The sequence below is a fragment of the Nonomuraea fuscirosea genome, from assembly GCF_003001935.1.
Classification (GTDB): domain Bacteria; phylum Actinomycetota; class Actinomycetes; order Streptosporangiales; family Streptosporangiaceae; genus Nonomuraea; species Nonomuraea fuscirosea.
On the sequence record NZ_PVNG01000006.1, the window covers coordinates 229,864 to 253,920 of the forward strand.

The window sequence follows — 24,057 nt, forward strand, 5'->3', positions numbered from 1 at the left end:
CCCCCCTCTTCAGCTCTGCTTGGAGCTGGTCAACGGCGGTCGCCAAGACCGCGTTCTCGTAGATCAGCTCAGCGATGCGCCGCTTCAGCGCCTCCGCCACGGCGACGGGATCCACTCGCAGCTCATCCACCAGCGCCCCCCGCCAGCAGCGAGTCTCTCTGCAGCCGGATCGTGGCCACCCGCACCGGATCCACCCGCACCCGCTCGCGCAGCACCTGCAGCGGATCCGCGGCGGCCCTCGCCAGCCCGTTCGCGGGCGCGGCCACCACCTCGGCGTACCGCTTCTTGCACCCCTCGACCTGGTCGCGGATCCGGGCCCGCGCGGTGGCCACGTCGTCCGCCAGCACCGGCAACACACCGTCGTGGCCGTCCGCGCGCATCAGGTGCAGCAGCGGCGTATACAGCAGGACCTCGATCGCCTCGTCGAGGCTGTCGAGGCCGTGTTCGGCCATGCGGATCTCGAAAGCGTCCTTCGGCCAGGACGCCGCGAACGGCTGCCCGTCGCCGACCGGCTCGTAGTGGATGAGCCACGTCTCCGGCTCCTCCGTCACGCTGGTGATCCGCCACTGCGCCACTGCCATCAGCTCACTCCGTGCTGTCTCCACGCCCACACGTGCAGCAGCACGTTGAACGTCGTCCCTGACGCGGTCTCCGACGACCGCAGCGTGAACCCGGACGGCCCCGGCGACGCGATGTGGAACGCGAGCCGAGCCGGGACCGGGCTGTCGGCCGTGATGTTGAGCCTCGGCGTGGACTGCAGCGTCACCGAGAACCCGACGAAGTACGACGACGCGGCACCGCCCGCCGCTGGCAGGCTCCGCCCGAACATGACCAGACCGGCGCCGGTCGCCTCGTATGTGAAGGTGCCCCGGAACGTCGTGTAGCCGCTGGCCGAGCTGCCGCCGCCGTTGGTGAACAGCCACCTGTTCAGGCGGCCCGCGATGTCGTTAAAGCCCACCTCCAGCTGGTCGGGCTGCGCGAACATGTAGCCGCCGCCGGCCAGGCCGTCCGAGGACTGCACCATGTGCATGCGCCACTCGTCGCCCTGTTGGATCACTTCGCTGCGGCGGGTGCCGTCCGTGCTCGTGCCTGAGTACAGGCGGATCGCGGCTTCGGTGTCGGTCCAGATGCGGGCGTAGTTGAGGCCCGCGCCTGGGTAGAAGCGGATCTCTGGGTCGCTCGCCCCGGCGGGGTTGACGACGATCCGCCGCCCGAGGACGCCGGTCGCGAGCTGCCCGATGATCGACACCGCGCCGGACGCCGACGAGATGGACACCGTCTGCTGCGACGACGCATCGAACGCCGCCAGCCCGTCCTCGTTGAGCTCCACCCGCGCCCCGGCCGGAGCCCCGGCCACGATCCGCGTGGCCAGAGTGAGCACCGCCTCCAGCTTGTCGGCCGTGACCGCGTTGGCGGCGATGTGGCCCGCCTCGACCGCGCCCGCGTCGATCTTGTCGGCCGTGACCGCGTTCGCCACGATCGCGCCGGTCGTGATCGACTCGTCAGCGGCGTCGCCCTGCACGAGTTGCACCGCGGCGATGACCACGCTCGCGGACGGGGCCGACTCGTTCCCGGCGTGGTCGACGGCGGTCAGCCAGAACTCGCGCAGCGCGCCGTACGGCTGGCCGGTGACCACGATCGACCCGGCCGCCTGCAGATACCCGACTTCGGCCGCGCCGGGGTTGAGCGGGTCCTGCATCCACACCCGCGCCCGGTGGAAGTCGGCCGGCATCGGCTCTCCGCCGTCGCCGAGGCCGTCCCATTCGACGTGGATCACGCCCAGCCGGGTCGTGAGCGTCGGCGCGGACGGCACGGGCGGCGGGGTGACGTCATCCGGGATGAGCACCGCGTACTCGTCGGAGAAGTCGCCCCTGACGCCTTGCGAGGTGGCGCGCACCTTGAAGGCGTACTCCTCGCCGACGAGCAGCGGGGAGAAGGTCGCCGTGGTGTCGTCCGGCTCGGTGGTGGCCACCAGGAACCACGGCGCGCCGACCACGTTCTCCCGCATGAACAGCTCGTAGGAGTCGATGTCGACCGCCTCGCCGTTCACGTCCAGGAGCACCGGCCCCCACGTGGCGGTGATCTGGCCCTGCGCGTGCCCGGTCGCGTCCACGTACGCGATCGGGTCCACGATCAGCCCCTCCGGGGCCGCCGCTGTGCGGCCGCGCGGCGTGGGCGGGGCGGGCTGCGCGCCGGACCCTCCCGAGGCGGTGGAGCCGCCGACGATGCCCGCGGTGCGGCGGGCGAGCCTGATCGACTGCTCAAGGAAACGGTCATTGAGCACGACGTTTCCGCCGACCGTGCCCTTGTCGTCCTTGGTGAGGGTGATCTGCCGGACCCGCAGCGGCGCCAGCGTGCCGCCGCTCGCTGGGGCGATGATCTTGTCTCCGGGCTGGTAGTCCCGCCACGGCAGCCACCGCGCCCCATGCGGCGTGATTTCGCGGGTGTGCTGCACCCGCTCCTGGGCGGCGCGCAGCAGCGACCCCTCCGCGAGCAAGAACGCCGTCCCCTCATCGCTCACGCCGCCCTGCCCGATGTAGTTCTCCCATCGGCCCCACGGCAGGACCGCGCTGGAGCCGTACGACTTGCGGAATCCTTCGTCGCCGACGATGAGCACGGCGTTCGCGGCGTCCTCCAGGGTGCCCGTGTCGGGGGCGTCGAACACGTCGCGGCCGAGCAGCAGGTCCACGCGCGGCGCGGCCGTACGGTCGCGAGCCAGCGCGCTGTCGGCGTTGTAGACGTGGAGCGTCCGGCCCTCCATGCGGAAGTCGATGACGGACTGCTCAGCGAGGTTGATCAGCGTCGTGAGCGCGTCCAGGCCCAGCTGGTAGTAGATGGTCAGGATCTTCGCCCACGGCTGGCCAGCGCTGTCGTGAGTCGTGGTGAACGTCCAGTCGAGCGCGGGCAGCGCCCCCCGTGCCTGGGCCTCAGCAAGGAATGTCTGCAGGATGGTGCCAGGCGTCGCCGACGTGAACGCGCGCTTGCCGTCGACCAGCGGAGCGGGCCCGGGGAACAGCACGATCTTGCGGAGCTGCCAGCCATAGCCGGGCAGCTCGAACGTCTCGACGCCGGCCTCGTCGGTGACGTCCGTGCCGCGCTTGATCCGTAGGAACCGCGCGTCCGGCGACTCTGTCCACATCTGCCCGTCGTCCGTCCACTCCAACGCAATCTCGCAGGGCTGTGCGAGCAGCTGCGCGCCGAGGGTGTGGCGGCTGTACTGCAACGTCATCGCGGGCACGTCGTTCAGCGGATGCCCGACCTCGAAGGACAGCGGGTGCGGTAACAGGCCCAGACGCGGCCCGTTGGGAGCGAAGGCGACCAACCTAAGTTCGTACACGGTGACCTCTTCCGGTGCAAAGACAGCAGGAGGCGCGGGACACTGGGGTGGTGTCTAGTGCTCCCTCGGCCCCCGAGAACGGGGCATCACTACTCGACCGGATCGAAGATGCGGCGCTGAACCCTAACGTCCCGCTCTCAGATGCCCTACGTGCATGTATTGCCTTGGGCGGCCGCGCAGGATCCGCCGCCCTCCGCGAATGGGCAGGCCGTGAGCTAAACGGTTACACGGGCAAGAAAGACCTGCCAGATTACCGAATCGTGCCAGCGTCGCTATATGTGGACCACACGAACCTAGGGGGATTCAACCGAATGCCTCAACGAGTTAGCCCACAGATGCTCAGACGGGACCTTCCCGAAGGTGTGCGCGAGGTGATCGACGAGGAGGTCCGCCTGCCCGACCCGATTAGAACTCTCGAAGGGCATGCCAACGGTCACGAGGACGATCTACGCTTCACCTTCGGCAACTCCGAGATGGTGGCACAGTTCCTTACCCGCCTCTGGCAGCAGCAAGGCGCAATTGCGTCGAATCAGGTTGTCGCAGCCATCTATTGGAAGCTCCCTCGTCCTGTGCTGCTTGGAGTGCTCGATCGAATCCGAACAGCTCTGGTCGTACTCGTGGCAGAACTTCGTGAGGCCACTCCCACAGGCCAAGAGGTCCCCTCTCCGACCGATACAGATAACGCGCTCAAGAAGGCGGTCGGAGATATCAAGATCGACGGTGACCACAACGTGGTAACCGTCCAGATGAGTGACTCAGGTGACATAACAGCCAAGATCAAGGACTCCCCGGACAATGAAGGCGAAGCTACCAACCGAAAGGTGTGGTCTCTAGTAGGTTGGGGGATCGGAATTCTGGTCGCGATTGTGGGCGCTTATGCCGGCCTCGGCCAATGGTTGAACTGGCCAGCACCATGGTGAACCTGCATCAAGGTCACAAGTAGGAGCGGCGCGCCCGGATCGCGAGAGCTGAAGCGACCGAGGTGCCCAATGCCGTAGCGTCGACCAGGACGGCCCGCGAGTGCGGATCACCAACCGCCATGGCCGGCGTCAGGTGCAGCCATCGGAACGCCGAGCCGGGGCCGGTCGCGTTGATGTCGCCGGTCACGTCCATCCCGCCGGTCTGGTCCCACGTGTCCGTCGTGACGATCGCCGCCGTCAGCTGGCCGCAGTCGATCAGCAGATGCTCCCCAACCTGCACCGTGCCGGTGTAGGCCACCGTCCCGCCGGTGGCCACGTCGCTCGCGGACGGCTGGACGGCGGGGCCAGTGATCCGCAGCATCGCGTCCACGATGGGGCCGGTGCTGCCCGCGAGCGGCGTGACGATCTGGCCCGCGCCCGGCACGGCTCCGGTCCACGTCGCGCCGGCCTCGTCCCGCCAGTACACCCCGGGCACCTTCACCACGGCGGTTAGCCTGGCTATGGCCGCGCCCGGGAAGTACTCCGGCTCGCTGACCGCCTCCACCATCACGTCGGCGACGCGGACGATCGTCCCCGTCACCCACTTCAGCGCCATGAGCCGGTGCCTCGTCCCGAGCAGCGCGCCGAGCGCCTCCAGGTTGTGCTCCATCTGCTGCGCCCCGCCGTCCACACCGGACGGCGTGAACGGGTAGATGGTGAGCGCCAGCGCCAGCGTCGTTGCCTCGTGGTCCAGGCCCAGCACCGGCAGGTCACCCGCCCGGCCGGGCACGGACAGGTTCACCGACCGCAGCCCCGGCAGGGGGCGCCGCTTCGTGCCCTTCTTCAGGCGCCAGCACCCCGCCGGGTGGTCCAGGGGGACCCCGTCGAGGATGTACGTCGCGCCCATCACACCACCCCCATTGCGCTGGCCAGTTGCAGGCCGCGGTTGATCGTCTGCGAGCCCGGCTCAGCGACCGGGTTGATCACCGTCTGGTTGATGACCACTCCCCCGCTGTGGCCCTGCCTGCCCACCGCGGCCGCCGCCGGCCTGAGCGACCCAGACAGGTCCGGGTTGAACGCGGTGGTGAGCTGCCCCGCGATGCTGCGGGCTGTGCGCATCACCTGCCCGGCCGACTTCTGCATGCCCTGCGCCATGCCGAGCATGGTGTAGCCGCCGATCTCCGCGAACACCCTGCTCGGACTGGAGATGCCGAGGGCCTGCCGCACCCAGTCCGGCATGATCGAGCTGAAGAAGCCGTACAGCGCGTTCTTCAGCCAGTCGTACATGGACTGGACGCCGGACCAGATGCCGGTCATGGCGGCCTGCCCGATGCCGGACATCACGGAACCGATGTCGCCGACCGCGCGCACCAGCCCGTCCGGCAGGTCCGCGAAGAAGCCGACCAGCGTGCCGCCGATCCACTTACCGATCCCCGTCACCATGTCCGGGATGATCGAGTGGCCGATCAGCACGTCGTACAGCCAGCCGAACAGCCTCGCGACGCTCTCCACCATCGCCGACACGATCGTGGTGACCACCTGCACGGCCGGGCCGAGCACGGTCGTCAGGGCCTGCGCCAGCACACCCACCATCGACACGACGTGCGGCAGGACCGCGCTGGTCAGCTGCAGCAGCGGCGGCAGGAGCGGCATCACCGCCTGGAAGATCTGGATGAACGCGCCCGCGAGCTGCATCAGCACCGGAGCGAGCACTGCCGCGAGCTGTACAGCTTGCGGCAGTATCTGCGCGCTGAACTGGGTCAGCATCGGCAACAGCGGAGCCACGGTCGGCAGCAGCGAGGAGAACGTCTGGACGAACTGCAGCAGCGTGGGCGTCAGGTCGAGCAGCGCCTTCATCAACTGCGCGCCGAACAACACCACGACCTGCGACAGCACAGGCAGGATCGGCGAGATCGCCCGGATCATGATGCCGAGGGCCTGCACCAGGACGCCGCCGAGGATCGTCGCGACCTGCCCGACCAGCGGCAGCAGCGGAGCCAGCGCCGGAACCAGCGCGGACGCGATCTGCACCACCAGGTCCACCAGCGGGCCGACCAACGGCACCAGGGCGAGCAGCAGCGCGCCGAACGCGGCGGCGACCTGCCCGACGACCGGCTGCAGCCGGACCAGCGCCGACGACAGCACCCCGGACAGGATCTGCACGACCTGCACGATCACCGGCATCAACGTCGTCGCGAGCACGGCCGCCAGCTGCAGCAGCGGCGACAGCAGCGGAAGCACCGCGCCAGCGAGCTGGGCGACGCTGCCCAGCAGCATGGACGCCGCCGGGGTGACGGCGACGATCGCGGACAGCAGCGACCCGGCGAGGGCCTGCACGATCATCTGCAGCGCGGACAGGACGGGCCCCATGAGCTGCGCCCCGACCTGCACCAGCCCGCCGATGAACGGCCCGAGGATCTGCAGGATGCCGCCGACCCCGATCACGAACTGCGCGAGCAAGCCGCTGTTCGCGGCGAACGCCGACGTGATCGGGGCGAGGAACGCCGCCACCTGGGCGGCGAAGGTACCCAGCGCCCCGGCGAGCTGCGACAGCATCGGGACGATCGCCCCGATGATCTGCTGCACGGCCGGGAGGATCGGCACGAGCACGTGCACCAGCGCCGTGGTGAACTGCCCGATGAGCGGGCTGAGCTGCTGAAACATGGCCGCGAGCTGCGGCGCGATCATCGTGGTGAAGATCGTCTGCAGGTTCCCGGCCAGCTGCACCAGCGGCTGCTCGAACGTCGCCGCAGCGGCCTTCAGGTGCATCCCCACGGTGGACGCCATCGCAGAGAACGCGAGCTGCACGTCCTCGCTTGTCGCCGCGGCGGCGATGCCGATCGCGGCGATCCCGCCGACCAGGCCGGCGAAGGCCCCGGCCGCGCCCACGGCGACGGCGGACGCGGCCACGCCGAGCCCGGCCATCGCCGTACCGGCCACCGTGGTGGCCAGCGAGATCGCGGCGCCCGTCTTCGCGACCCTGGCCGAGGCGTCGTCGAACTGACCGCTCATGGTGCGCAGCGCGACGACGGCCCGGCCCACGCCGGGGGTGAGGTTGTCCCGGAGGCTGATTGTGGCGAACAGGTCGCCGACGTTGAGCGCCACGATGCCTCACCTCCCGAGGAACGTCCGTGGGCGGGAGAGAGGTCAGGACAGGAGGCCGACCGCTGCGGCGTACTGCAGGCCCCGGTTCATCGACCGCGAGGTGGGTTCTGCCTGCGGGTAGTGGTTGTTGATCACCATGTGGATCTGGCGACCATCGCCACCGCCCCCGGCTCCGCCGCCTCCGGCCGGGACTGCCACGCGCGGCGGCGGCGCGGCCACGGGGACCTGCGGGGCGTACGTGAGCGGCCCTGGCGCGGCCTGCTGCAGCGTGGTGGACAGCCGCGCGGCCATCTGCTGCAAGCCCTTCTGCTTGCGTGCCATGCCGTTGATCAGGCCCTGCACGTTCTGCTGGCCGATCTCGGCGAACACCTTCGACGGGCTGGAGATGCCGAAGATGCCCTTCACCAGGTCAACCGCGCCCTTGGCGAGGTTCTTGATCGTGTCGACGAAGCTGTTCCACGCCGAGAGGAACCCGTCGCGGATGCCGGTCACCAGGTCCCGCCCAAGGGTCATCAGCTTCTCGAAGGCGTTCTTGATCGTCGTGGCGAAGGTCGTGACGCCCTTCTTGATCGTCTCGAAGGCGCCCGAGAAGTCGCCGGTCAGGAGCTTGGCGAACGCGGTCACGATGCTGATCAGCAGCGGCAGGATCGCCGTCGAGAGCTGGATCAGCGGCGGCAGGAAGGGGGTCACCGCCCCGACCACCTTGGCGAAGATCGTCGCCAGTAGCGTCAAGATCGGCGACAGAGCGTTGATCAGCTGCACCAGCGGCGGCAACAGGGCCTGAGCCAGCTGCGCAACCACCGGCAGCAGCGGCGTGATCGCGGGCAAGATCGCTGAGAAGGCGGACAGCAGCGCGCCCGCCAGAGCCGCCGCCACCTGCCCGACCAGGGGGATGATCGGCGTGATCGCGGGGATGAGCTGCGACGCCAGCGTGCCCACCAGCTGAGCGATGGGCGGCAGCAGCGGCAGCACAGCGGTGATCAGCTGACCGAACGCCGTAGCGATCTGCCCGACCACCGGCGTGAGCTGGACAAGCACCGGCTGCAGCGCGGCGACGATCGTCTGCGCCACCTGCGTCAGCACCGGCATCAGCGCGGTTGCCAGAGTTGCCGCGAGCTGCAGGATCGGCGGCAGAAGCGGGATCAGCGCAGCCACAATCCCGGCGAGCCCCGTGACGAGCTGGCCGATCACGGGCGCGATCTGGATCAGGACGGGACCGAGCTGCGCCGACAGGGTCGAAGCGATCAGCTGCAGGCCGGCCATCAGCGGCCCGGCCACGGTCCCGGCGAGCTGCACGAACGCGCCCAGCAGCGGCCCGAGCGCCTGCAGCAGGCCGCCGATCCCCGTGACCAGGGTCGCCAGCAGGCCGGAGTTCTGCGACAGCGCGGCCGACACCGGCTCCAGGAAGCCGGCGAGCTGGCCACCGAACTGGCCGAGACTCCCGGCCAGGACGGACAGCATCGGCGCGACCGCCGCCACGATGCCCGAGATGGCGGGCAGCAGCGGCCCGAGCATCTGCCCGAGCCCGCCCGTGAACTGCGTGACCAGCGGCGCGAGCTGCGTGAACATTCCCTGCAGCGCCGGAGCGATCTGGGAGGAGAACATGCCCTTGAGCTGGCCAGCAGCCGCGATCAGCGGCCCCTGGAAGACGCTCGCGGCGTCCGCCAGGTCGCTCTTCACCGACTCGCCGAGCCCGGCGAAGGCGGCCTTCACCTGCGGCGCGGCCATCGCCGCCGAGATGCCGAGCTTCGCGATGCCCGCCACAGCGCCCGCGAACGCCAGCGCCAGGCCGCCGCCCACCGCGACGCCGGCCGCGCCCACCCCGGCCAGCGCCACGCTGCTCTTGGCCCCGGCCGAGACGATCGCCTGGCCGCCCTTGGCGGCCGTGGACGCCATGCGGGTGGCGGCCAGGCCCGCGGCGATGAACGCGGCCTGGATGCCGGTCGCGTGAACCTTGATGCCAGCGGTGGCCTTGCCGAGCGGCCCCGTCATCTTGTCGCGCAGACTCAGGGTCGCGTACAGGTCACCGATCGACAGAGCCACGGGTCACCTCCCCGGATAGTCGCTTGTCGCCAGCGGTATGGATTGCGTGATCTGGTCAGCCGCGTACGCGGCGCGACCGGCTGGCCGCCTTGTCCGGGGGAGGGGCGAACTGGCGGGCCAGCCGCGTGTCAGCGGAGAGGAGGCCGACAATCCGGGTGCGGAGCCACCGCCAGGAGCGGTGCTGCAGCAGGCCCGGCTCGTCGAGGTCGATCCCGTAGTGGCTGTGCAGGTCGGCCTCGATCAGGTCCCAGTGGGTCAGGAGCTTTTCCCACGTGATGTCCGAGCCTGCCGGGACCGGCTCGTACCACTCGTAGAGCCCCGTGACCGGGTCGTACTCGCCGCCGCCTCGGAGGCTGCCCGGTCCGGGGCCATGGCTTCCGGGACACCACCGGCGTCCCAGAAGCGCATCGCGGTGTCCAGGTCGGCCGCGATCCACAGGAACGCGGTCACGCCGCAGTGCTTGATCTTCGGCCAGGACACCTTGTCGGCCACCAGCGCGTCATAGACCGGGCCGAGGCACCGCTTGTAGAGGTCGGTCTCCTCGTCGTCGTCCAGGTCGGCCAGGTCCGACAGGTCGGTCTGCTGGCCGGCCGCCGCCGCGACACCGGCCTGCATGAGCCTCTGGCACAGCAGGCCGGTTTCCGCGTCCGGCGCTGGGATGGTGTACTCGCTGCCGCTGACCGGCAGCGTGAGGGTGTCGTCGAAAAACTCGTCGAGGGCCTTGAGCTTCGCCATGAGTTATGCCGCCACCGGGTTGTCGATCTCGGTGGGCTTGCCCTGGCCGAGCAGTTCGCACTCGAACGGCTCCAGGTCGGTGGTCTCGCCACCGGCACCCTTGTAGTCGACCGCGGCTCGGCCCTCGTACGCGTCCGGGCTGCCGTCGCGCCGGTACCAGCGGACGTGCACGTCAGCGCCGGGGCCGACGACGTGGCCGGCCTGGCGCAGGAACTCCTGGCCGGGGTCAGGCACGAACGCGGGGGCGTCGGCGTCCCGCTTCCGGTTGCCGTTGAGGGTCAGCGTCCACCCGCGCTGGGTGACGACCTGGCTGGCCCAGCCGTCGCCGTCGAAGTCCGAGTCGTCCTCGGTCTCGGTGTTGATCTCCTCGGCGAATTCCGTCAGGCCCTTCACGGGCGTCCAGGTCGGCACAGCCGGGGTGGCTGTGTTGACCTCGACGACCCAGTCCTTGGCGAGGAGGCTGCGCAGCGTCATCTCATCTCCTTGTGAGCGCATGCCGGAATGCCGCCAGCACTATTGCTTGCGGCAAGGGGAAAAGGGGGTCGGGGATCAGTCCCGGTGGGTGGAGGGGCGGACGCACATCAGCTCGTAGCTGTCGGCGCGCTCCACTCGGCCGGAGCCGTCCCGCGTGTGCGGGGACACGATGCGCCGCTGAGCCAGCAGCACCATCACGCCGGTCGAGAGGCGGTGCTCGGCCAGGCCGTGAACCGCGTTGAACACGGCGTCGGCCAGGTCGTCAGCCACGCGCGGGTCCGCGCCGCCCCGCACTCGGACCTGCACCAGCACGGAGCTGTCGGTCTGCTCGACGTCGTCGCCGCCCTGGCCGAGCCCGTACGTCGCCAGCGAGATCGCCAGGTCCGGCGTCGTCGGCAGGCCGCCCAGCGTGATCGCGGTCTGCGCCGCGGTGTAGACACCTTCGGGGTTCCAGTCGCCCGCGCCCGCGTCCTCCAGGAGCTGCCCGAGCCCTTCCAGGAGTTGCCGGGTCCATCCCTGCGGCGGCGTCACCGGAACAGCTCCTTGAGCTGCTGCGCGAGCAGGGCCCGCACCTGCGCGGCTTCCTCTTCGAGCGCCGTCTCCAGGTACTTGGCCTGCCGTCCGGGCGCGTGCTGCCAGGTCAGCTCCTCGTGCTGCCTGATCGCGTACGGCTGGTCGTAGGACACGTAGGCGCGCATCTCGCCTCGATCCACTGACGCGTTGCCGGAGTTCTGCAGGTGGCCTTCCTGGAGCGGAACCCGCGTGTTCGACACGGACAGCACGTGCAGCGCGCCGTCCTTGAGCGCCCGCGCGGACACCGTCTTGGTCTCCTCCGTGAACGCGGCCGGGTTGAGATGCAGGTCCAAATCGACGTCGATGCCGTCTCTCACTTCAGCGCCACCTCCACATGATCAGGCGTCGGCAGGCCGCCGCCGTCGCGGGTAAGGGACGTGATGGCCGTGCTCGCGCGACCGTTGACCGTGACCCGGCTGCCGGGCGGGCACACCACGCCGGGCCGGAAGTAGACCGTCGTGTCGGACACGACCTCCGAGCCGGAGGCGTCGCGGACGAGCTGCCGCTTGTCGTCGGCCAGGCACGAGTGGGTCTCCGGCGGGCCGTACACCGGCCCGTACGCTCCCTCTCCGGTCAGCGGCTCCACCACCGCCTCGTGGCGGAACATGAAGTCCGGGATGGCGGTCACCAGGTCATCACCGCGATCAGGAATCCGGCCTTGAGCAGGATCGACACGGCGTCCTGCGCGTACCGGGGAGCTTCACCCGTCTTGGTGTCCACCCGAGCGAGTCGGACGGACCCCATGCTGACGTCCTTGAAGGCGCTGGCTGTGCCGAACTCGTCGCCGACCGCCAGCGTCCACGCGGCCTGCGCGCACGTCGCCCGCCTGACGGCGTCCGCCAGATGCGGCTCGACCGGGAACCCCTCGGCGTCGGTCTCGTAGATCGCGTTCGACAGCAGCTCGTCGATCCGCTCCGACGCCCGGGTGAGCCGCCTGTCGATGTCGTCCGGGCCGGGCTTGCCGGTGTACTCGGTGTAGTCATCCGCCGTGGCGTACGTCATGGCTACACCGCAGGCAGTTCGAGCACGTGGACCGTCAGCCCGTCTGGGTCGGAGTAGTCCAGGTAGACCTTGCCGCCGGACTGGTTGTAGATCGCGGGCAGCGGCGGGATCAGCACGTCCCCGCCGGCGGGCACCGGGTAGGGCACGTCGGGGAGCGGCTGCCCCTCGATCTGGCCCGGGATCTGCACCGTGACGGTCCGCGCTTCGGCGGCGGCGTTCTTCACTCGGACCATGCGGCGGCTGTTGTTGACGAAAGCGTGCCCGTCCGCGATGGCATCCGTGGGAAGCGGAGCCGTCAGGTCGTGGCCAGCGCGCGTGGTCTTCGTGACTGGCAGGTCGGTCCTCGCCATCAGTCCTCCTCCTCCCGGCCGAACTCCTTCACGAGGCTGGCCTTGCTGAGGGCGCGGGCGTCCTTCGCGGGCATGCCTCGGGCGATCGCGTACTGGACCCACACCTCGCGGGTCGCGCTGTCGAGTGGCCTCTGCGGGACGGCCTTGCCGTTGGCGGCGGCCTTGGGCTTCTCCTCGGCCGGGCCGGAGATCAGCAGCCAGTTCGGCAGGGCCTCCAGCCGGAGCGAGCGGCGCGGCGTCTCGTAGATGTCGCCGGTGTTGCTGTTGCGGTAGACGTACATGCGGCCGCCCTACGGGTTGACTCGGAAATCGACCTGGACGACCACCTCGGACGGGCTTCCGGCCGGGTCGGCGGTGACGACCGACAGGGTGTCGCCCGAGGCGAACACCACGTTCTGCAGGTGCGTCCAGCCCGCCCACGTGTCGGTGACGGTGGCCAGCGGTTCGGCGAGCAGGTCGCCGCCGTTGCGCTGCGCGTTGACAACGCCGCCGCTTCCGCCAGCCCGGTAGGCGCGCACGGCGATGGCCGTGCAGGCGACCGGGAGCCTGGTCACCATGTAGGTGCCGGCCGCGCCCTTGGCGACGCGGTACTCCTTGCTGAAGGTGCGAACGGCGGACAGGTCGACGTCGCCCGCCCTGCCGTCCACTGAATTGACCTTGTGGCCCATCGCTGCCCCCTCCTGAGGCTGGGTGATGGAAGGCCCGCCCGGCGTGCGGGCGGGCCAGTGGACGCGCAAGCTTTAAGGCTTGTGTCAGGCGACGTCCGCGCCCTTGATCAGGACGGCCCTGTTGGGGTCCAGGGTCTTGGTTCCGTACAGGCAGTCGATCGACACGACGTCCTGCTTCTTGTCGATGTCGTAGTCCATGACCACGCGCAGGCCGAAACCCTTATAGCTGGCGACAGCGGCGTTGGCAGCGCCCTGCGGAAGCACGAGCGGGCGGGTCACAAGCGCGAAAGCAGTCCGGTGGAAAGACACGCCGACCTCGGTCGTTGAGTTGCCGGTGGTCTGCGCCGGGACCTTGATGTTCTGAGTCTGGTAAGGATCAAAACCAAAAACGCGCCTGCCCAGAGACGCCTCACGCAGGCCATCGGTGTCGCCGCGGGCGTCCGCCCGGTTGAACAGGTCATCGCCGAGCCACAGCGCCTCGATCTCCGGGCCGACCACCAGGTAGCGGTCAGCGGACGGGACGTTGCGCTGGTTGAGCACCCGGCGCGCGTCGATCGCGACCCGAGGGTTGCTGTAGTCGAACATGTTCTTGCCGACCGGGTTCGCAGGGAACTGCACGCCACCCTCAGCGGTGACACCGACCTCCTGCAGCACGTCGTTCCGCAGGGCGAGGATGTCGCGGTCGATCTTCTGCGCGATCGCCTCCATCGCCGGGTTGAGCAGCTGCACGCCGAAGTCCTCGATCTTCAGCGTCAGCTCCTCGGTCGTGACCGCAAAGCTCACGTCCGCGAAGTGGTTCAGGGTGACCGGGATCGAGGTCTCCTGCGCGTTCTGGATCTGGATGCCGTTCGCGCGCACGTACTCGTTCGCCTGGAAAACGGCCGGCTTCCTCACATTGACGGTGTCGCCGATGCGCGCCGCGAACTCCTCCTCGTAGTCGCGGTGCACGAGCATCGCCATGACCGTGGTCTCGTACAGGGTGGCCAGCGCCGCACGAGCGATCACGCTCGGGGTCAGAAAGGTGTTAGCCATGGGGCCTACTCCTTGGTGTTGGACTTCCGGCGGCGTGCCGCGCGGAAGTCATCGGTGGTCATCTGGTCCGGGTCGGAGCTACGGCCACCGGGCCCACCGGTGAACTCCCCTCCGCTCCTCGCAGGCGGCCCGCTCAGCGATGCCGCCTTGAACTTCGGGTTGTCCTCGACCGCCTGCGTGATCCGCTCCGCCAGTGCGGTGCCGAAGTCGTCGGCGTTCGGGTCGAGGTCCTTGATGGATCGAAGGAACGAGCGCGAATCGAGCAGCGCGTCCCCGTCCGCGCCGAGCTTCAGCGCAGTACGGTGCACACCCAGCTCCGTCAGCGCACGGCGGTGCAGCTCCCGCTCCTTGTCGCGCTCCTTCGCCGTGGCGTCCTTCTCAGCGCTCAGCCGCTCGACCATCTCCTTCGGGTCAACCGGCTTCTCCTCCTCGGCCACGAGACCGAGGGCCTTACCGATCTGCTGCGCCAGCTCCGCCTTCGCCTGCGCCGCCACCTCCTCAGGAGACGGCCCGGCCTGCTGCTCGGCCGTCTTCTCCTTCTCCTGCAGCTGGGTGCGGTACTTCACGGCGTCGGTGCGGGCACGCCGCAGCTCGGCCTGCGCCCACGCGGGAAGGTCGTCGATCTTCCGCGCGTTCGGCTTGGCCTTGTCCTCCTCTGCAGCCGGCGCCTGCTCGGGAGGCGTGTTCTCCGCCTCCGGCGCGGGCGCGTCCTGGCCAGCCTGACCGGCCTGCTCGGCCTGGTCGGCGGTTGAGGAGACCTCGATCTGCTCGTCTGCCATGAGCTGACACTCCTTGCGAATCGGTGATGTGCCGCCCGGCCTGCGGGCTGTCGCACTCCGCCCGGCCTGCGGGCGGGCATGAAAAAGGCGCACCCGGTGGGGTGCGCCCGCATATGACAAAGGCCCGCGCCGGGCGGGCCTCTCAGATGGTGGTGAAGATCGAGCTAGTCGGCGGCCAGCTCGAAGTCCGGTGCGTACAGATCGGGGTCGAGCACGTCAGCGGCGGGCCTGCCCGAGGCGTACGCAGCCTTCAGAATGCGCCACACCTGCGACTGCGCCCTGATCCCGGCGACGCCCGCGTTCTCGTCCGGGACGAACCCGGCCGCGTCCCGGCCGTCCGTCCACACCTCGCCCAGGACCTGGCCAGCCCGGTCCCTCAGCGGGGCGCGGCGCACGTCCTCCTTGCGGGCGGCCTTGCTGCTGTACGTGCTCGCCGTCTTACCGACGACGGTGATCGTCTCAACGAACCGCGGATGCATGGGCGCGTCGTCGTTCTCAGCCATTCCTGCATCATCCCCCTAAGATCACGAGGTGTAGCCTCTGTGGGCGTCGCCGAAAGCGTCGGGCTCCCAGTCGTCGAGCGGCGCGTCCTCGAACCACTCGTCGGGAACAACCTCCGCCTCAATGAACCACTTCCCCTTCACCTTGTATACCGAGTGAACGATGTACGTGGTATCGCGGCGCAGGAGCAACTCTCGTTCGCCCGGGTGCGCCGTGAGACCTTCGACGTTGATTGCTCCGTGACCGCTCGGCACACGCAGCATCAACAGAACCGGCATGCCGGAGAACGCGGCCCTGCTGCCCACGCTGGTGGACATGTACGCCTTGTCCCGCAGTACCCGCCCGATCATGCCGTACATCTCGTCCGGGGAGTCCATGTTCACGCCGTTGGCCGCCGTGTAGCGAGAATCGACGCCGCGGTGCACGATGACCGGCTCAGGGACCCTCTGCCGGGTCATCGCCCTGTCGAGCCTTTCGATCAGCCTCAACGTCTGATCGCTGCCGCCCCCGTCCCGCAGAGCATCGTTCATCCGCTCGTAGTCGTCATCGGTGTAGCGGTGGATCGCGTCGTATTCGTCGGGACGCCATCGGCTCGGAGGGATCGGAGGCATGTTGGCCCGGAGCCACTGCACGCCTTCCTCATTGCTCCGGTGGCGGGCAGCGTCACGCATCGACGACGAACGACGAGGCGTCACCTCAGCAACGTCATCCCGCTGCGTCAGGTCGGCCTGGGGCGTCGGCGCCGCCTTCGGCTTCGGCTTCGGCTTCAGCGCCGGATGCTTCGGCGGGTCCGTCGTCTCATCGGCCCGGACCTGTTCGCGGGCCTTTTGCCGCAGCAGGCCCGTCTTGTCCAGGTGCTCCTTCATCTGCTCCTGGTAGGCCCGCAGGTGCCGGGTCGCGGCCTTCCGCTCGTCGCTGCCCGGCGGGGCCGCCGCCGCGCGACGCTTCCATCCCCTGATCTGCCGTTCGAGGTAGCGCTGCTGCTGCGTGTCCTTGTACGTGCCCTCCGCCTCCGGCTTCGGCGGCGGCTTCGTCAGGCCCGGCAGGAACACGCCGAACGTGTGCTTGCAGTTCGGGTGCTGCAGGCCCGCCGCCCGCGCCTGGGCGACGGTGCCCGCGACGTGCACGGTCATGGTCTCGCCGGTCAGGACGTTCTTCTCCTGCCGGTCGTCGGCCGCGCCGCCCTGGGAGAGCACCTTGCCTTCCCACGGGTCGCACACCGGGCACGAGTACGGCGCCCGCGACACCATGACCAGGTCGTGGCCGTTCTCCCGCAGTGTCTGCAGGTGGCCTTCGTTCGCCGCCCGCGCCATCGCGGTCCTGGCCGCCATCTCCGCGTAGCTGGAGATGGACCAGGTGCGGTTCTTCCCGTCGAAGAACGTGATGCCCTTCGCGGCGAACTTCTGCAGCGCCTTCGTCGTCACCTGCTGCCGGGTGGCCGCGCCGGTCAGCGCCAGCGGAGCCGTCTCCGCGATCACCTGCCGGTAGATGTCGCCTACCTGCCGCAGCGCCCCCGTGGTCAGGTCGGGCAGCAGGCCGAGCGCCTCCTTCAGCAGCTGCGCCAGGCCCGCGCTGGGGCTGATGCCCTGGCCTTCGCCGAGCCCTTCCAGCTCCTGACTCGCCCGCTCGAACCCGTCCTGCCACGCCTTCGTGACGCCCTCTTCGAGAGCCGTGGACGCCAGCGCCTCCAGGTCCCGCAGGATCTTCTCGGCCTGCTGGCTGAGCGCCTGGACCTCTTCGAGCCGGGCGCTCGCCTGCATCGGCGCGTCGTTCCCCTTGGCCAGCGCCTTGGAGATGGCCTCGAACAGGGTCGTCTCCGCCTCGGCGTACTGAGCTGCGATCGCGGCGGCGAGCGAGATACGCCCCTCCACCTGCTCTTGCAGGTCGTCAGCCATCGAGGTCGTCGTCCTGGCCCGGCAGGATCTGCTCGTCGAACGAGTCCGGGTCTTGGAGGTTCAGGCCGAGCTCGTCCCGCAGCCGCTTCATCTCCGCCGACACCTGGACGTCGTCCCAGTCCGGGTGGACCATCCGGATGCGGGTGTCGATGCTGGCGGCCTGCGCCCGGTTCAGCATCTCCACGGTGCGGGCCACGGCCTCGGTCTCCAGGAACACGCCGTCAGGCCACTCGACCTGCGGACGCTCGGCGGTGACCTTGCTCTTGTAGATGTAGTGATCCACCGACAGCAGGCAGTCGCCCAACCAGGCCAGCGCGGGCGTCCAGTAGCCGATCTTCCGGCCCCGAGTGGTGAGGGACTGCCGCTCGCGCGACTGGATCTCCGTCGCGGTCGCTTCGACACCTTCGCCGGCCTCACCGAAGCTCTGCACGCTGTACCCGGCGCCGCGCAGGATCTGCGCGACCAGGCTCTTGGCGGTCTGCTGGTGCTCGGCCACCCGGATCTCGAACTGGGAGACGGTGATCATGTTGCCGCCGCCGTTCGCCGGCGGCAGCATCCCAAGCCCGCTGTAGATCTCCCGGTCCGGGTCCCAGTACGAGCCTTTTCCGCGTCCGGTGTTCTGCAGATACACCTCGGGCACGATGATGCGGGCCTTGCCGAGCCGCAGGTCCCGCATCCACGACGTCCACGTCTCATCGAGCGCGTCCATCAGCGGCTCCACCCCGGCGTAGTCGGAGCGGCCCAGCGCCGTCCCCCGCAGCGTCCGGTGCGGCCTCATGTTGGGGACGTAGTAAACAAGCAAGCCCTTTTGATAGCCGGAATCGAAGCCGCCGTCCGCGTCCACGATGGCCGCGAACCCGGCCGTCGCCGGATGGTCCTCCAGCGGCACCGGGTGACCCAGCCGCGAGTCATCTCCCTGGTAGAGGCCGTGGTAGACGCGGCCCTTCTCGTGCCGCTCCAGATGCCGCCACACGACCTTCTGGTCCTCGCCGACGACCCGCCAAAACGTGACCGCCGCCAGCCGGCCGGAGTGGAACTCCGGCACCGCCGTGTCCGCCGGGACCGAGTCGACCACCGGGTAGTCGGCCATCTCCGTGTCCCAGCCGACCCGCAAGTAGACGCCGCCGTACGCGCTGTCCAGCTCGCCAGCCTCCAGCAGCCCCGCGTACACCGAGCCTTCGTTGAGGATCTGGTCGAGCCGCTTCTGCGTCTTCTTCCCGGCCGCGCGCAGCGTCGGCGGCTCCGAGAACAGCAGGTCCGCGGACTTGGACGCGATGTCGGCCGCCAGCGGCACGTGCAGCTTCGTCGAGCGGGACTGCCCGGCCGGGATCGGCGACCCCCAGAACCACCGCGAGACGCGGCCTACCGCGCCGCCGCCCCACTGCAGCGGCCGATCCCAGCCCTTCAGGTCCAGGCCCAGGCCGGGCGTCACCGCCCCGTTGCCGTACACCTCAGCGAGCCGGTCAGGATCGCCCGAGTACCAGGCCCCGTACTGGCGATACAGACGCATCTCAGCACGGATGTGCGGGGGCGGCCACTCCTGGTCATGAGTAGGGAGCGGCATCACACCACCTCTCGTCGTTCGCGTCGTTCATGTGATCGGGACCAGTCCGGCCGGGAGCAAGGGCTGCTCCTCGACGGCGGTCACCCGCACCCACGCCTGATGGGTGCCTTCCGGCAGCGCCACAGCGCCCTCACCGGGGCCGACGAGGATCCTCGCGTCAGCGCCGTCCGCCTGCGGCGGCTCCCACTCGGCGGGGTGCCAGTCGTCCTCAACCGGCTTCACGCCGGGGACAGTGAACGCGACCTCCACACCCTCGCCGCCGGTCGCGCCCTCGACGTAGACGTACAGAAACTCCCTGCTCAGGGAGGACATCGGCTCCACTGATCACCTCCCTACGTGTGGGGCGAGTCCGCCCGCCAGGCCCGGCGCGGCTTCCCGGCCGCCCAGCGGCGGCGCGGCGTACGAGCAGCCCAGCCACGACGGATGAGACCGACAGCGCCGATGGCCCGCCCGATGTTGAGGACTTCGGCATGCTCGGCGAGCACCGCGGCGTCGGTCGCGAACTTGGGCACCACGAGCGATGCGTGATCCGTCAGCGTGCCGCTGTCCGACCCAGCGATGGCAGCGTCAACGGCGGCGAGCTCAGCGAGCGTCGCGGCGTCGGATGCAGCCAGGCCGATCGAGACCTGCTCGGCGAGCGTCGCGGCGTCGCTGGCTTCCTTGGCGACCGCCGCCGAAGCCGCTTCGTGGAGCGCGCCCGCGTCGGCCGCCGCCAGCTGCGTTTCCACCGTCGCGACTTCGGCCAGCGTTCCGGAGTCGGCGGAGATCGGGCCGATCGTCTTAGCGACGTTCACCGTCTCGGCCAGCACGCCGGAGTCGACGCCAGCGGTCTGGGTGCCGAGCTGGGCAGTCTCAGCGAGCACCGCCTGATCGGCGGCCTGCCGTCCGACTTCCAGCATCGACATCTCAGCCAGCGCGCCCGCGTCGGCCGCCATCGCCTGCGCCGCCACTGCGGCGGCCTCGGCCAGCGTTCCAGAGTCAGCGGTGATCGGACCGATCGTCTTAGCGACGTCGGCCAGCTCGGCCAGCGCGCCGGAGTCGACGCCGGCGGCTTGCACGTCCACGTGGGCGGTGTCGATGACGTGCGCCTGGTCGACGCCGCTCCACCCGACCTCCAGCATCGACGTCTCACCGAGCACCGCCTGATCGGCGCCGCCCGGGACGGCGTCGACGGCCGGGGCCTCGACCAGAGCGGCCATGTCCGACGCTGTGGCGTCGGACATGGCCGCTGCTGACTCGATCAGCGTCGCGGTGTCGTCGGCTGCCATGGGTTCGCCGTCCGGCAGGACGGCGACAGCGGAGGATTCGGCCAGGCTGGCCGCGTCGGACGCCGCCTTGGCCGCCTGCGGAGGCCCGGTGACAGCCGGGGTGATGGCCAGCGTGTAGCCAGCCCGCCATTCCACCTCGTCCACCGAGGCAACGAAGTCCGCGGGGCTGGTCGCCGCGTTGGATTCCAGCGTGCGGGCTGCCGCTGCCACCACGGTGTAGATCCGCGACTGGACGCGGGTCAGCGGGGTGAGCCCATCCGGCTCGTCAAAGGTCATGGCGACGCCGAGCGCGTACGCCGCGACCAGGCGGAGCTCCACGTCGCTGTTCGAGTCCGGGGTGATGCCCGGTGTCGTGATGTTCAGGCCGGTCCCAGCCGTCGAACGCACGAGCTTCGGTGCCGCCGTCAGCGATGCATCCTTGATTGCGACGAGCAGGCAGACGCCGTCTGAACCGCCCTGCTGCTTGAACGTGTACGTGCCGGGCTCGGCCGACCCTGCGCGTTTCCACCAGACCCGGATCGCCTGGATGATGCCGTTGTTCGTGTCCAAGGAGTCCAGCAGCTGCCAGGTGGTGCCGCCGGTCGGATCGGTCATGACCGCTGTCGAACCGCGGTCCGCCGCCTGAATACCGATCACGATGTCGTTGAGAGCGAGCCCGTCAGGCTTGTTGATCGTGTACGTCGCGGTGCCGCTTGCTGCCGTAGACGTCGACCGGATCGACGGCGGTATGGTGCCGCCCTGGGGCTCGCTCGCCCAGCGCGCCTCGGCCAGATGGCCGCTGTCGGTGCTGGCTTTGGCGACCTCCGGCACCGGGGCGATATTGGTCGTCTCGGTCAGAGTGCCGCTGTCGGCGCCGGCCTTGGGCGTCCCCGTGTCCGGAACGGTGAACTCGATCTGGTCAACCCAGGCCGCGTCACTGCCGTTGGGGAACGACTCGTCCTTGGTGTAGAGAAACGTGACCTGCGACTTTCCGGTCACGTTGTACGTGGCGGACGCCCAGGCGACATCACCGGATTCGGTGAGGACCTCCACGTCGTCGATCAGGACGTGGAGCTTGTCGAAGTCGGCTTCCGATGAGACCCGGTAGTAGAACGTCAGGGACGTGGCCTGGGCTGGGATGGCCACCACAGCCTGCGTCGACTCCAGGTCGCTGATGGTGCGGCTGCGCAGCGACCAACTGCCGAACGCCGCATTGCCTTGAGCCCGTGTCCAGTCTCCCGTGATGGTGAGGTTGAGGGTTGCGTCCTCGAAGTCCTCCAGGATGGTCGCCACCCGCTACTCCCCTCCCCGTCAGGCAGTCGCGTGATGGCTCAGACCAGGGAGAGTTGAACGGTGAACACCCAGGAGGCGGCGCTGGTCTTCTCACCCAGGTTCTCCACCTTGCGGTTGAGCATCCGGCCGCCGGCAGCGGCGTTGAAGATCCCCCATTCGGCCCACACGAAGTTCGCTTCGGCGGTGGAGAACGTCGACCGGAACGTCAGCAGCGCACCGCCGGCGTCGACGCCATCGACGTGCTGCGGGTACGTGGCGTCCATGCCCTTGCGGAGCGTGTTCGCGCCCTGCAGGTTGGTCTGCAGCGGGTCCGCCGCGGCGGTGCCATTGCCGACACCGATCCGGGCGTTGGTCGCGTCGTACGCTGCGACGGTGCTGCCACCGGTGAGTCGGTGCCACAGCGCGGATGCGCCGCCGTACATGAGGGCGTTGCCCTCGCGCTCGATCACCTCGTACGGCGCGGCGGTCAGGTCGTCACCGTGGAACTTCTCCACCTTCCAGTGGCAGCGCCACTTCACGGCGTCGTGGCGGCCCACGCCGGCCGCCAGGTGGCTTCCCTCGGTCAGTCGAGCGGTCTCCCGCATGGTGCCCTCCCGGACATGCAGAAGGGCCACCCGCTCGGGCGGCCCTGACGTTGTGGTTGAGGTGCGATCCCCGGCCCCGCGCTGCCCCTCAACAGCAGGGGCCGGGGATGCACCGGCTCCGGACGCGCTGTCCCGGGAGCGCGTTCGGAGCGGCCCACCGTGGAGGCGGTGGGAGTCATCAGTCGGGCAAGCGGAACTGCTTGCCCCAGTTGGGGACGGGCTCCATCAGCGGCATCCACGCAGCCTGCGTGGTGTGCAGGATGTACCGGCTGGCGTCGATCGAGTGGTCGTCGAGCTTCACCGGCGCGTCGTCGCCTTTCTCGGCCTTCTTGTCGTCCCAGCTGTAGGAGCCGACCTCGCCGAGCCAGCCCAGGCAGGATTCATGCACCCGCAGGTGGTCGCTGGCGATCAGGTTGGACACCGTGCGGATGCCGTCGAGCACCGCGTTATCGCCCAGCCGAGGCATCAACCCGTCGTGCATCAGCTGCGTGACGAAACTCGCCGCAGACGGGTCGACGACGATGTATTCAGGCCGGAGACCCACCGTGCCGGGCCCGTACGGGTCGGGCACGGCGTCCAGCCACTCCGAGACCCTCGCCGAGTACTCGGCGTCCGTGAGCTGCCGGCGCTCGGCGCGGGAATCCCACCGCCACTCTCTGGCGAGGTAGACGCGCCGCTGGCCAGTGGCGTCCGGGACGGACACCCCGGCGAGCAGAGCCGAGAAAGGATTCACCGTGCCGTAGTCGATGCCGACGCCGAGCCACCGTTCCATGAGCGGCAGTTCGTGCACGATGTGACGGTCGGGGTCCCACATGTCGAAGACAGCACCCTCAGCCATGCACCACTCACCGAGGACGTACCTCCTATACCAGAGGCCGGTGTACTCGGCCTTGAGGTTGGCCACGTACAGCGGGTCCAAGCTGGGATTGTCGTCCAAGGTGAAGTGCCACCAGCGCAGGTCCAACTCGTGCGAGCGGAGCAGGAACCTCTTGCGCAGCCAGTGGTTCGGAGCGTCCGGGTTCGTCGTAGCAAAGATCATCGCGCCCGGCACGGAGCAGCGGGCGAGCAGCTGATCCCAGAACGCCTCAGGGATCAGCGTCGCCTCGTCCACGTACGCGCCCGCGCAGGTCAGACCACGCAGCCGAGACTCCGACCGGACGTCGTTCGCGGAGATGATCTCGACGCGGCGGCCCAGGATGTTGCCGGTGACCGCGCCGCGCGTGTAGAAGATCCGCCGAGCCACCGGCCCCGTCAGCGACGGGTCCATCAGCGGCTCGAACACGTTGCGCGCGATCGTGTCGGCGGTCTTGCCGACGATCACCAAGTGGCCGCCACGCGGTGCCTGCGCCACGTAGATCAGCCACCGCAGCAGACTGGCGATGGTCTTGCCGGAGCGGACACTGCCGGTCCAGATGTTGATCCGGGCCGTCGACTCAGCGATGCTGCGCTCCTGCATCGGCGACAGCGTGACAACCGCCAGGCTCACGGGCGGTCCTCGCCGGCCTCGATGGCGTCCACCACCTCGACCGTCACATCGTCCTGGCCGTGCCGGGCCTTCAAGTTGGAGAACAGGTTGCCCAGCAGGGAGGCGATGTCGGCGTTCTCCGACCCGTTCCGGTTGAGCAGGTCCAGGCCCAGCAGGCTGCAGCGGCGCGCGATCAGCTTCTCCGCCTGGTCAACCGCCTTCACATCGCCAGACAGCGCCTTGCCCCAGACGCTGGCCATGAGCCGGTCCAGCCGGTCGATCTCGATCTGCAGCAGCTGCTCGGACGCCATCTGCTCGGCCTGCGCGGCCTTCTGCAGGCTGCGCGTGATGTCCTTGATGACGGCCGCGCCACTGGAGTAGCCGAGGTTCTCCGCGATGATCGTCGGGCTGATGCCCGCGATCCGCATCTGCACGGCCTTGGCGCGCCGCTCCGCGACGACGACGGACCGTGCCCGCTTTCTGCTGGAAACCATGAGGGGACCCCCGTCCG

25 protein-coding genes are annotated in these 24,057 nt (G+C 69.4%); 1 reads left to right on the forward strand and 24 read right to left on the reverse strand.

Annotation, left to right across the window (positions count from 1 at the left end):
- Window positions 1-122: 122 nt before the first annotated feature.
- Window positions 123-581, reverse strand: a complete 459-nt coding sequence (locus B0I32_RS16140; RefSeq protein ID WP_146178176.1) for a hypothetical protein — start codon at window positions 579-581, stop codon at window positions 123-125.
- On the reverse strand, window positions 581-3,337 hold the full coding sequence (locus B0I32_RS16145; protein ID WP_146178177.1) for a fibronectin type III domain-containing protein: 2,757 nt from the start codon (window positions 3,335-3,337) through the stop codon (window positions 581-583). Before B0I32_RS16145 ends, B0I32_RS16140 begins: the two co-directional genes overlap by 1 nt.
- Window positions 3,338-3,387: 50 nt before the next feature.
- Between B0I32_RS16145 and B0I32_RS57670 the strand changes: the two genes are divergently transcribed.
- Window positions 3,388-4,257: an AbiTii domain-containing protein gene (locus tag B0I32_RS57670; RefSeq protein WP_181307447.1), complete on the forward strand. Its 870-nt coding sequence runs from the start codon at window positions 3,388-3,390 to the stop codon at window positions 4,255-4,257.
- Window positions 4,258-4,270: 13 nt separating this feature from the next.
- Here the strand turns inward: B0I32_RS57670 and B0I32_RS16150 are convergent, their stop codons facing one another.
- The 22 genes from B0I32_RS16150 to B0I32_RS16265 form a co-directional block, all read right to left on the reverse strand.
- A complete protein-coding gene (locus B0I32_RS16150) occupies window positions 4,271-5,143 on the reverse strand; it encodes a hypothetical protein (RefSeq protein WP_106239659.1) in 873 nt (290 codons plus the stop codon).
- Window positions 5,143-7,341: a phage tail protein gene (locus B0I32_RS57675; protein ID WP_181307448.1), complete on the reverse strand. Its 2,199-nt coding sequence runs from the start codon at window positions 7,339-7,341 to the stop codon at window positions 5,143-5,145. The genes B0I32_RS16150 and B0I32_RS57675 overlap by 1 nt, the downstream gene beginning before the upstream one ends.
- A 42-nt stretch (window positions 7,342-7,383) precedes the next feature.
- Complete coding sequence (locus tag B0I32_RS16165) at window positions 7,384-9,384, reverse strand: phage tail protein (protein ID WP_106239667.1); 2,001 nt, start codon at window positions 9,382-9,384, stop codon at window positions 7,384-7,386.
- Between the two features lie 255 nt (window positions 9,385-9,639).
- Window positions 9,640-10,119 carry a DUF7426 family protein gene (locus B0I32_RS16175; RefSeq protein WP_106239668.1) on the reverse strand — a complete coding sequence of 160 codons (480 nt, stop codon included), beginning with the start codon at window positions 10,117-10,119 and terminating at the stop codon, window positions 9,640-9,642.
- A gap of 3 nt (window positions 10,120-10,122) precedes the next feature.
- Window positions 10,123-10,593 carry a phage tail tube protein gene (locus tag B0I32_RS16180; protein WP_106239671.1) on the reverse strand — a complete coding sequence of 157 codons (471 nt, stop codon included), beginning with the start codon at window positions 10,591-10,593 and terminating at the stop codon, window positions 10,123-10,125.
- A gap of 75 nt (window positions 10,594-10,668) precedes the next feature.
- On the reverse strand, window positions 10,669-11,124 hold the full coding sequence (locus B0I32_RS16185) for a minor capsid protein (RefSeq protein WP_106239673.1): 456 nt from the start codon (window positions 11,122-11,124) through the stop codon (window positions 10,669-10,671).
- The gene (locus B0I32_RS16190; RefSeq protein WP_219911837.1) at window positions 11,121-11,483 is read right to left on the reverse strand and encodes a minor capsid protein; all 363 of its coding nucleotides are present in this window, start codon (window positions 11,481-11,483) and stop codon (window positions 11,121-11,123) included. Before B0I32_RS16190 ends, B0I32_RS16185 begins: the two co-directional genes overlap by 4 nt.
- Complete coding sequence (locus B0I32_RS16195; RefSeq protein ID WP_106239675.1) at window positions 11,480-11,794, reverse strand: hypothetical protein; 315 nt, start codon at window positions 11,792-11,794, stop codon at window positions 11,480-11,482. The genes B0I32_RS16190 and B0I32_RS16195 overlap by 4 nt, the downstream gene beginning before the upstream one ends.
- On the reverse strand, window positions 11,791-12,168 hold the full coding sequence (locus B0I32_RS16200; RefSeq protein ID WP_106239677.1) for a head-tail connector protein: 378 nt from the start codon (window positions 12,166-12,168) through the stop codon (window positions 11,791-11,793). The genes B0I32_RS16195 and B0I32_RS16200 overlap by 4 nt, the downstream gene beginning before the upstream one ends.
- 2 nt (window positions 12,169-12,170) lie before the next feature.
- A complete protein-coding gene (locus B0I32_RS16205) occupies window positions 12,171-12,518 on the reverse strand; it encodes a hypothetical protein (protein WP_106239679.1) in 348 nt (115 codons plus the stop codon).
- Window positions 12,518-12,799, reverse strand: coding sequence for a hypothetical protein (locus B0I32_RS16210; protein ID WP_106239681.1), 282 nt, complete (start codon window positions 12,797-12,799; stop codon window positions 12,518-12,520). The genes B0I32_RS16205 and B0I32_RS16210 overlap by 1 nt, the downstream gene beginning before the upstream one ends.
- Window positions 12,800-12,808: 9 nt before the next feature.
- Entirely contained in the window at window positions 12,809-13,165 is a 357-nt protein-coding gene (locus tag B0I32_RS16215) for a hypothetical protein (protein WP_146178179.1), read from the reverse strand.
- Window positions 13,166-13,270: 105 nt separating this feature from the next.
- The gene (locus B0I32_RS16220; RefSeq protein ID WP_106239684.1) at window positions 13,271-14,218 is read right to left on the reverse strand and encodes a major capsid protein; all 948 of its coding nucleotides are present in this window, start codon (window positions 14,216-14,218) and stop codon (window positions 13,271-13,273) included.
- Window positions 14,219-14,223: 5 nt separating this feature from the next.
- The gene (locus B0I32_RS16225; protein WP_106239687.1) at window positions 14,224-14,997 is read right to left on the reverse strand and encodes a hypothetical protein; all 774 of its coding nucleotides are present in this window, start codon (window positions 14,995-14,997) and stop codon (window positions 14,224-14,226) included.
- Between the two features lie 164 nt (window positions 14,998-15,161).
- Window positions 15,162-15,500, reverse strand: coding sequence for a hypothetical protein (locus tag B0I32_RS16230; RefSeq protein ID WP_106239688.1), 339 nt, complete (start codon window positions 15,498-15,500; stop codon window positions 15,162-15,164).
- A gap of 21 nt (window positions 15,501-15,521) precedes the next feature.
- Window positions 15,522-17,393, reverse strand: coding sequence for a phage minor capsid protein (locus B0I32_RS16235; RefSeq protein ID WP_106239691.1), 1,872 nt, complete (start codon window positions 17,391-17,393; stop codon window positions 15,522-15,524).
- Window positions 17,386-18,903, reverse strand: coding sequence for a phage portal protein (locus B0I32_RS16240; RefSeq protein WP_219911838.1), 1,518 nt, complete (start codon window positions 18,901-18,903; stop codon window positions 17,386-17,388). Before B0I32_RS16240 ends, B0I32_RS16235 begins: the two co-directional genes overlap by 8 nt.
- An 81-nt stretch (window positions 18,904-18,984) precedes the next feature.
- Window positions 18,985-19,269, reverse strand: coding sequence for a hypothetical protein (locus tag B0I32_RS16245; protein WP_146178180.1), 285 nt, complete (start codon window positions 19,267-19,269; stop codon window positions 18,985-18,987).
- A 20-nt stretch (window positions 19,270-19,289) separates the two neighbouring features.
- Window positions 19,290-21,497: a hypothetical protein gene (locus B0I32_RS16250; RefSeq protein ID WP_106239697.1), complete on the reverse strand. Its 2,208-nt coding sequence runs from the start codon at window positions 21,495-21,497 to the stop codon at window positions 19,290-19,292.
- Window positions 21,498-21,535: 38 nt separating this feature from the next.
- The gene (locus B0I32_RS16255) at window positions 21,536-22,081 is read right to left on the reverse strand and encodes a hypothetical protein (protein WP_106239700.1); all 546 of its coding nucleotides are present in this window, start codon (window positions 22,079-22,081) and stop codon (window positions 21,536-21,538) included.
- A gap of 178 nt (window positions 22,082-22,259) precedes the next feature.
- Complete coding sequence (locus B0I32_RS16260) at window positions 22,260-23,567, reverse strand: PBSX family phage terminase large subunit (protein ID WP_245955857.1); 1,308 nt, start codon at window positions 23,565-23,567, stop codon at window positions 22,260-22,262.
- Window positions 23,564-24,040, reverse strand: coding sequence for a hypothetical protein (locus B0I32_RS16265; protein ID WP_106239701.1), 477 nt, complete (start codon window positions 24,038-24,040; stop codon window positions 23,564-23,566). The genes B0I32_RS16260 and B0I32_RS16265 overlap by 4 nt, the downstream gene beginning before the upstream one ends.
- Window positions 24,041-24,057: the final 17 nt, after the last annotated feature.

Excerpts from the sequence above, each read along its gene's own strand:
- B0I32_RS16140 (WP_146178176.1), bottom strand. The coding sequence starts at position 581 with ATGGCAGTGGCGCAGTGGCGGATCACCAGCGTGACGGAGGAGCCGGAG.
- B0I32_RS16150 (WP_106239659.1), bottom strand. The coding sequence starts at position 5,143 with ATGGGCGCGACGTACATCCTCGACGGGGTCCCCCTGGACCACCCGGCG.
- B0I32_RS16175 (WP_106239668.1), bottom strand. The coding sequence starts at position 10,119 with ATGGCGAAGCTCAAGGCCCTCGACGAGTTTTTCGACGACACCCTCACG.
- B0I32_RS16180 (WP_106239671.1), bottom strand. The coding sequence starts at position 10,593 with ATGACGCTGCGCAGCCTCCTCGCCAAGGACTGGGTCGTCGAGGTCAAC.
- B0I32_RS16200 (WP_106239677.1), bottom strand. The coding sequence starts at position 12,168 with ATGACGTACGCCACGGCGGATGACTACACCGAGTACACCGGCAAGCCC.
- B0I32_RS16205 (WP_106239679.1), bottom strand. The coding sequence starts at position 12,518 with ATGGCGAGGACCGACCTGCCAGTCACGAAGACCACGCGCGCTGGCCAC.
- B0I32_RS16210 (WP_106239681.1), bottom strand. The coding sequence starts at position 12,799 with ATGTACGTCTACCGCAACAGCAACACCGGCGACATCTACGAGACGCCG.
- B0I32_RS16220 (WP_106239684.1), bottom strand. The coding sequence starts at position 14,218 with ATGGCTAACACCTTTCTGACCCCGAGCGTGATCGCTCGTGCGGCGCTG.
- B0I32_RS16225 (WP_106239687.1), bottom strand. The coding sequence starts at position 14,997 with ATGGCAGACGAGCAGATCGAGGTCTCCTCAACCGCCGACCAGGCCGAG.
- B0I32_RS16230 (WP_106239688.1), bottom strand. The coding sequence starts at position 15,500 with ATGGCTGAGAACGACGACGCGCCCATGCATCCGCGGTTCGTTGAGACG.
- B0I32_RS16235 (WP_106239691.1), bottom strand. The coding sequence starts at position 17,393 with ATGGCTGACGACCTGCAAGAGCAGGTGGAGGGGCGTATCTCGCTCGCC.
- B0I32_RS16240 (WP_219911838.1), bottom strand. The coding sequence starts at position 18,903 with ATGCGTCTGTATCGCCAGTACGGGGCCTGGTACTCGGGCGATCCTGAC.
- B0I32_RS16245 (WP_146178180.1), bottom strand. The coding sequence starts at position 19,269 with ATGTCCTCCCTGAGCAGGGAGTTTCTGTACGTCTACGTCGAGGGCGCG.
- B0I32_RS16255 (WP_106239700.1), bottom strand. The coding sequence starts at position 22,081 with ATGCGGGAGACCGCTCGACTGACCGAGGGAAGCCACCTGGCGGCCGGC.
- B0I32_RS16265 (WP_106239701.1), bottom strand. The coding sequence starts at position 24,040 with ATGGTTTCCAGCAGAAAGCGGGCACGGTCCGTCGTCGTCGCGGAGCGG.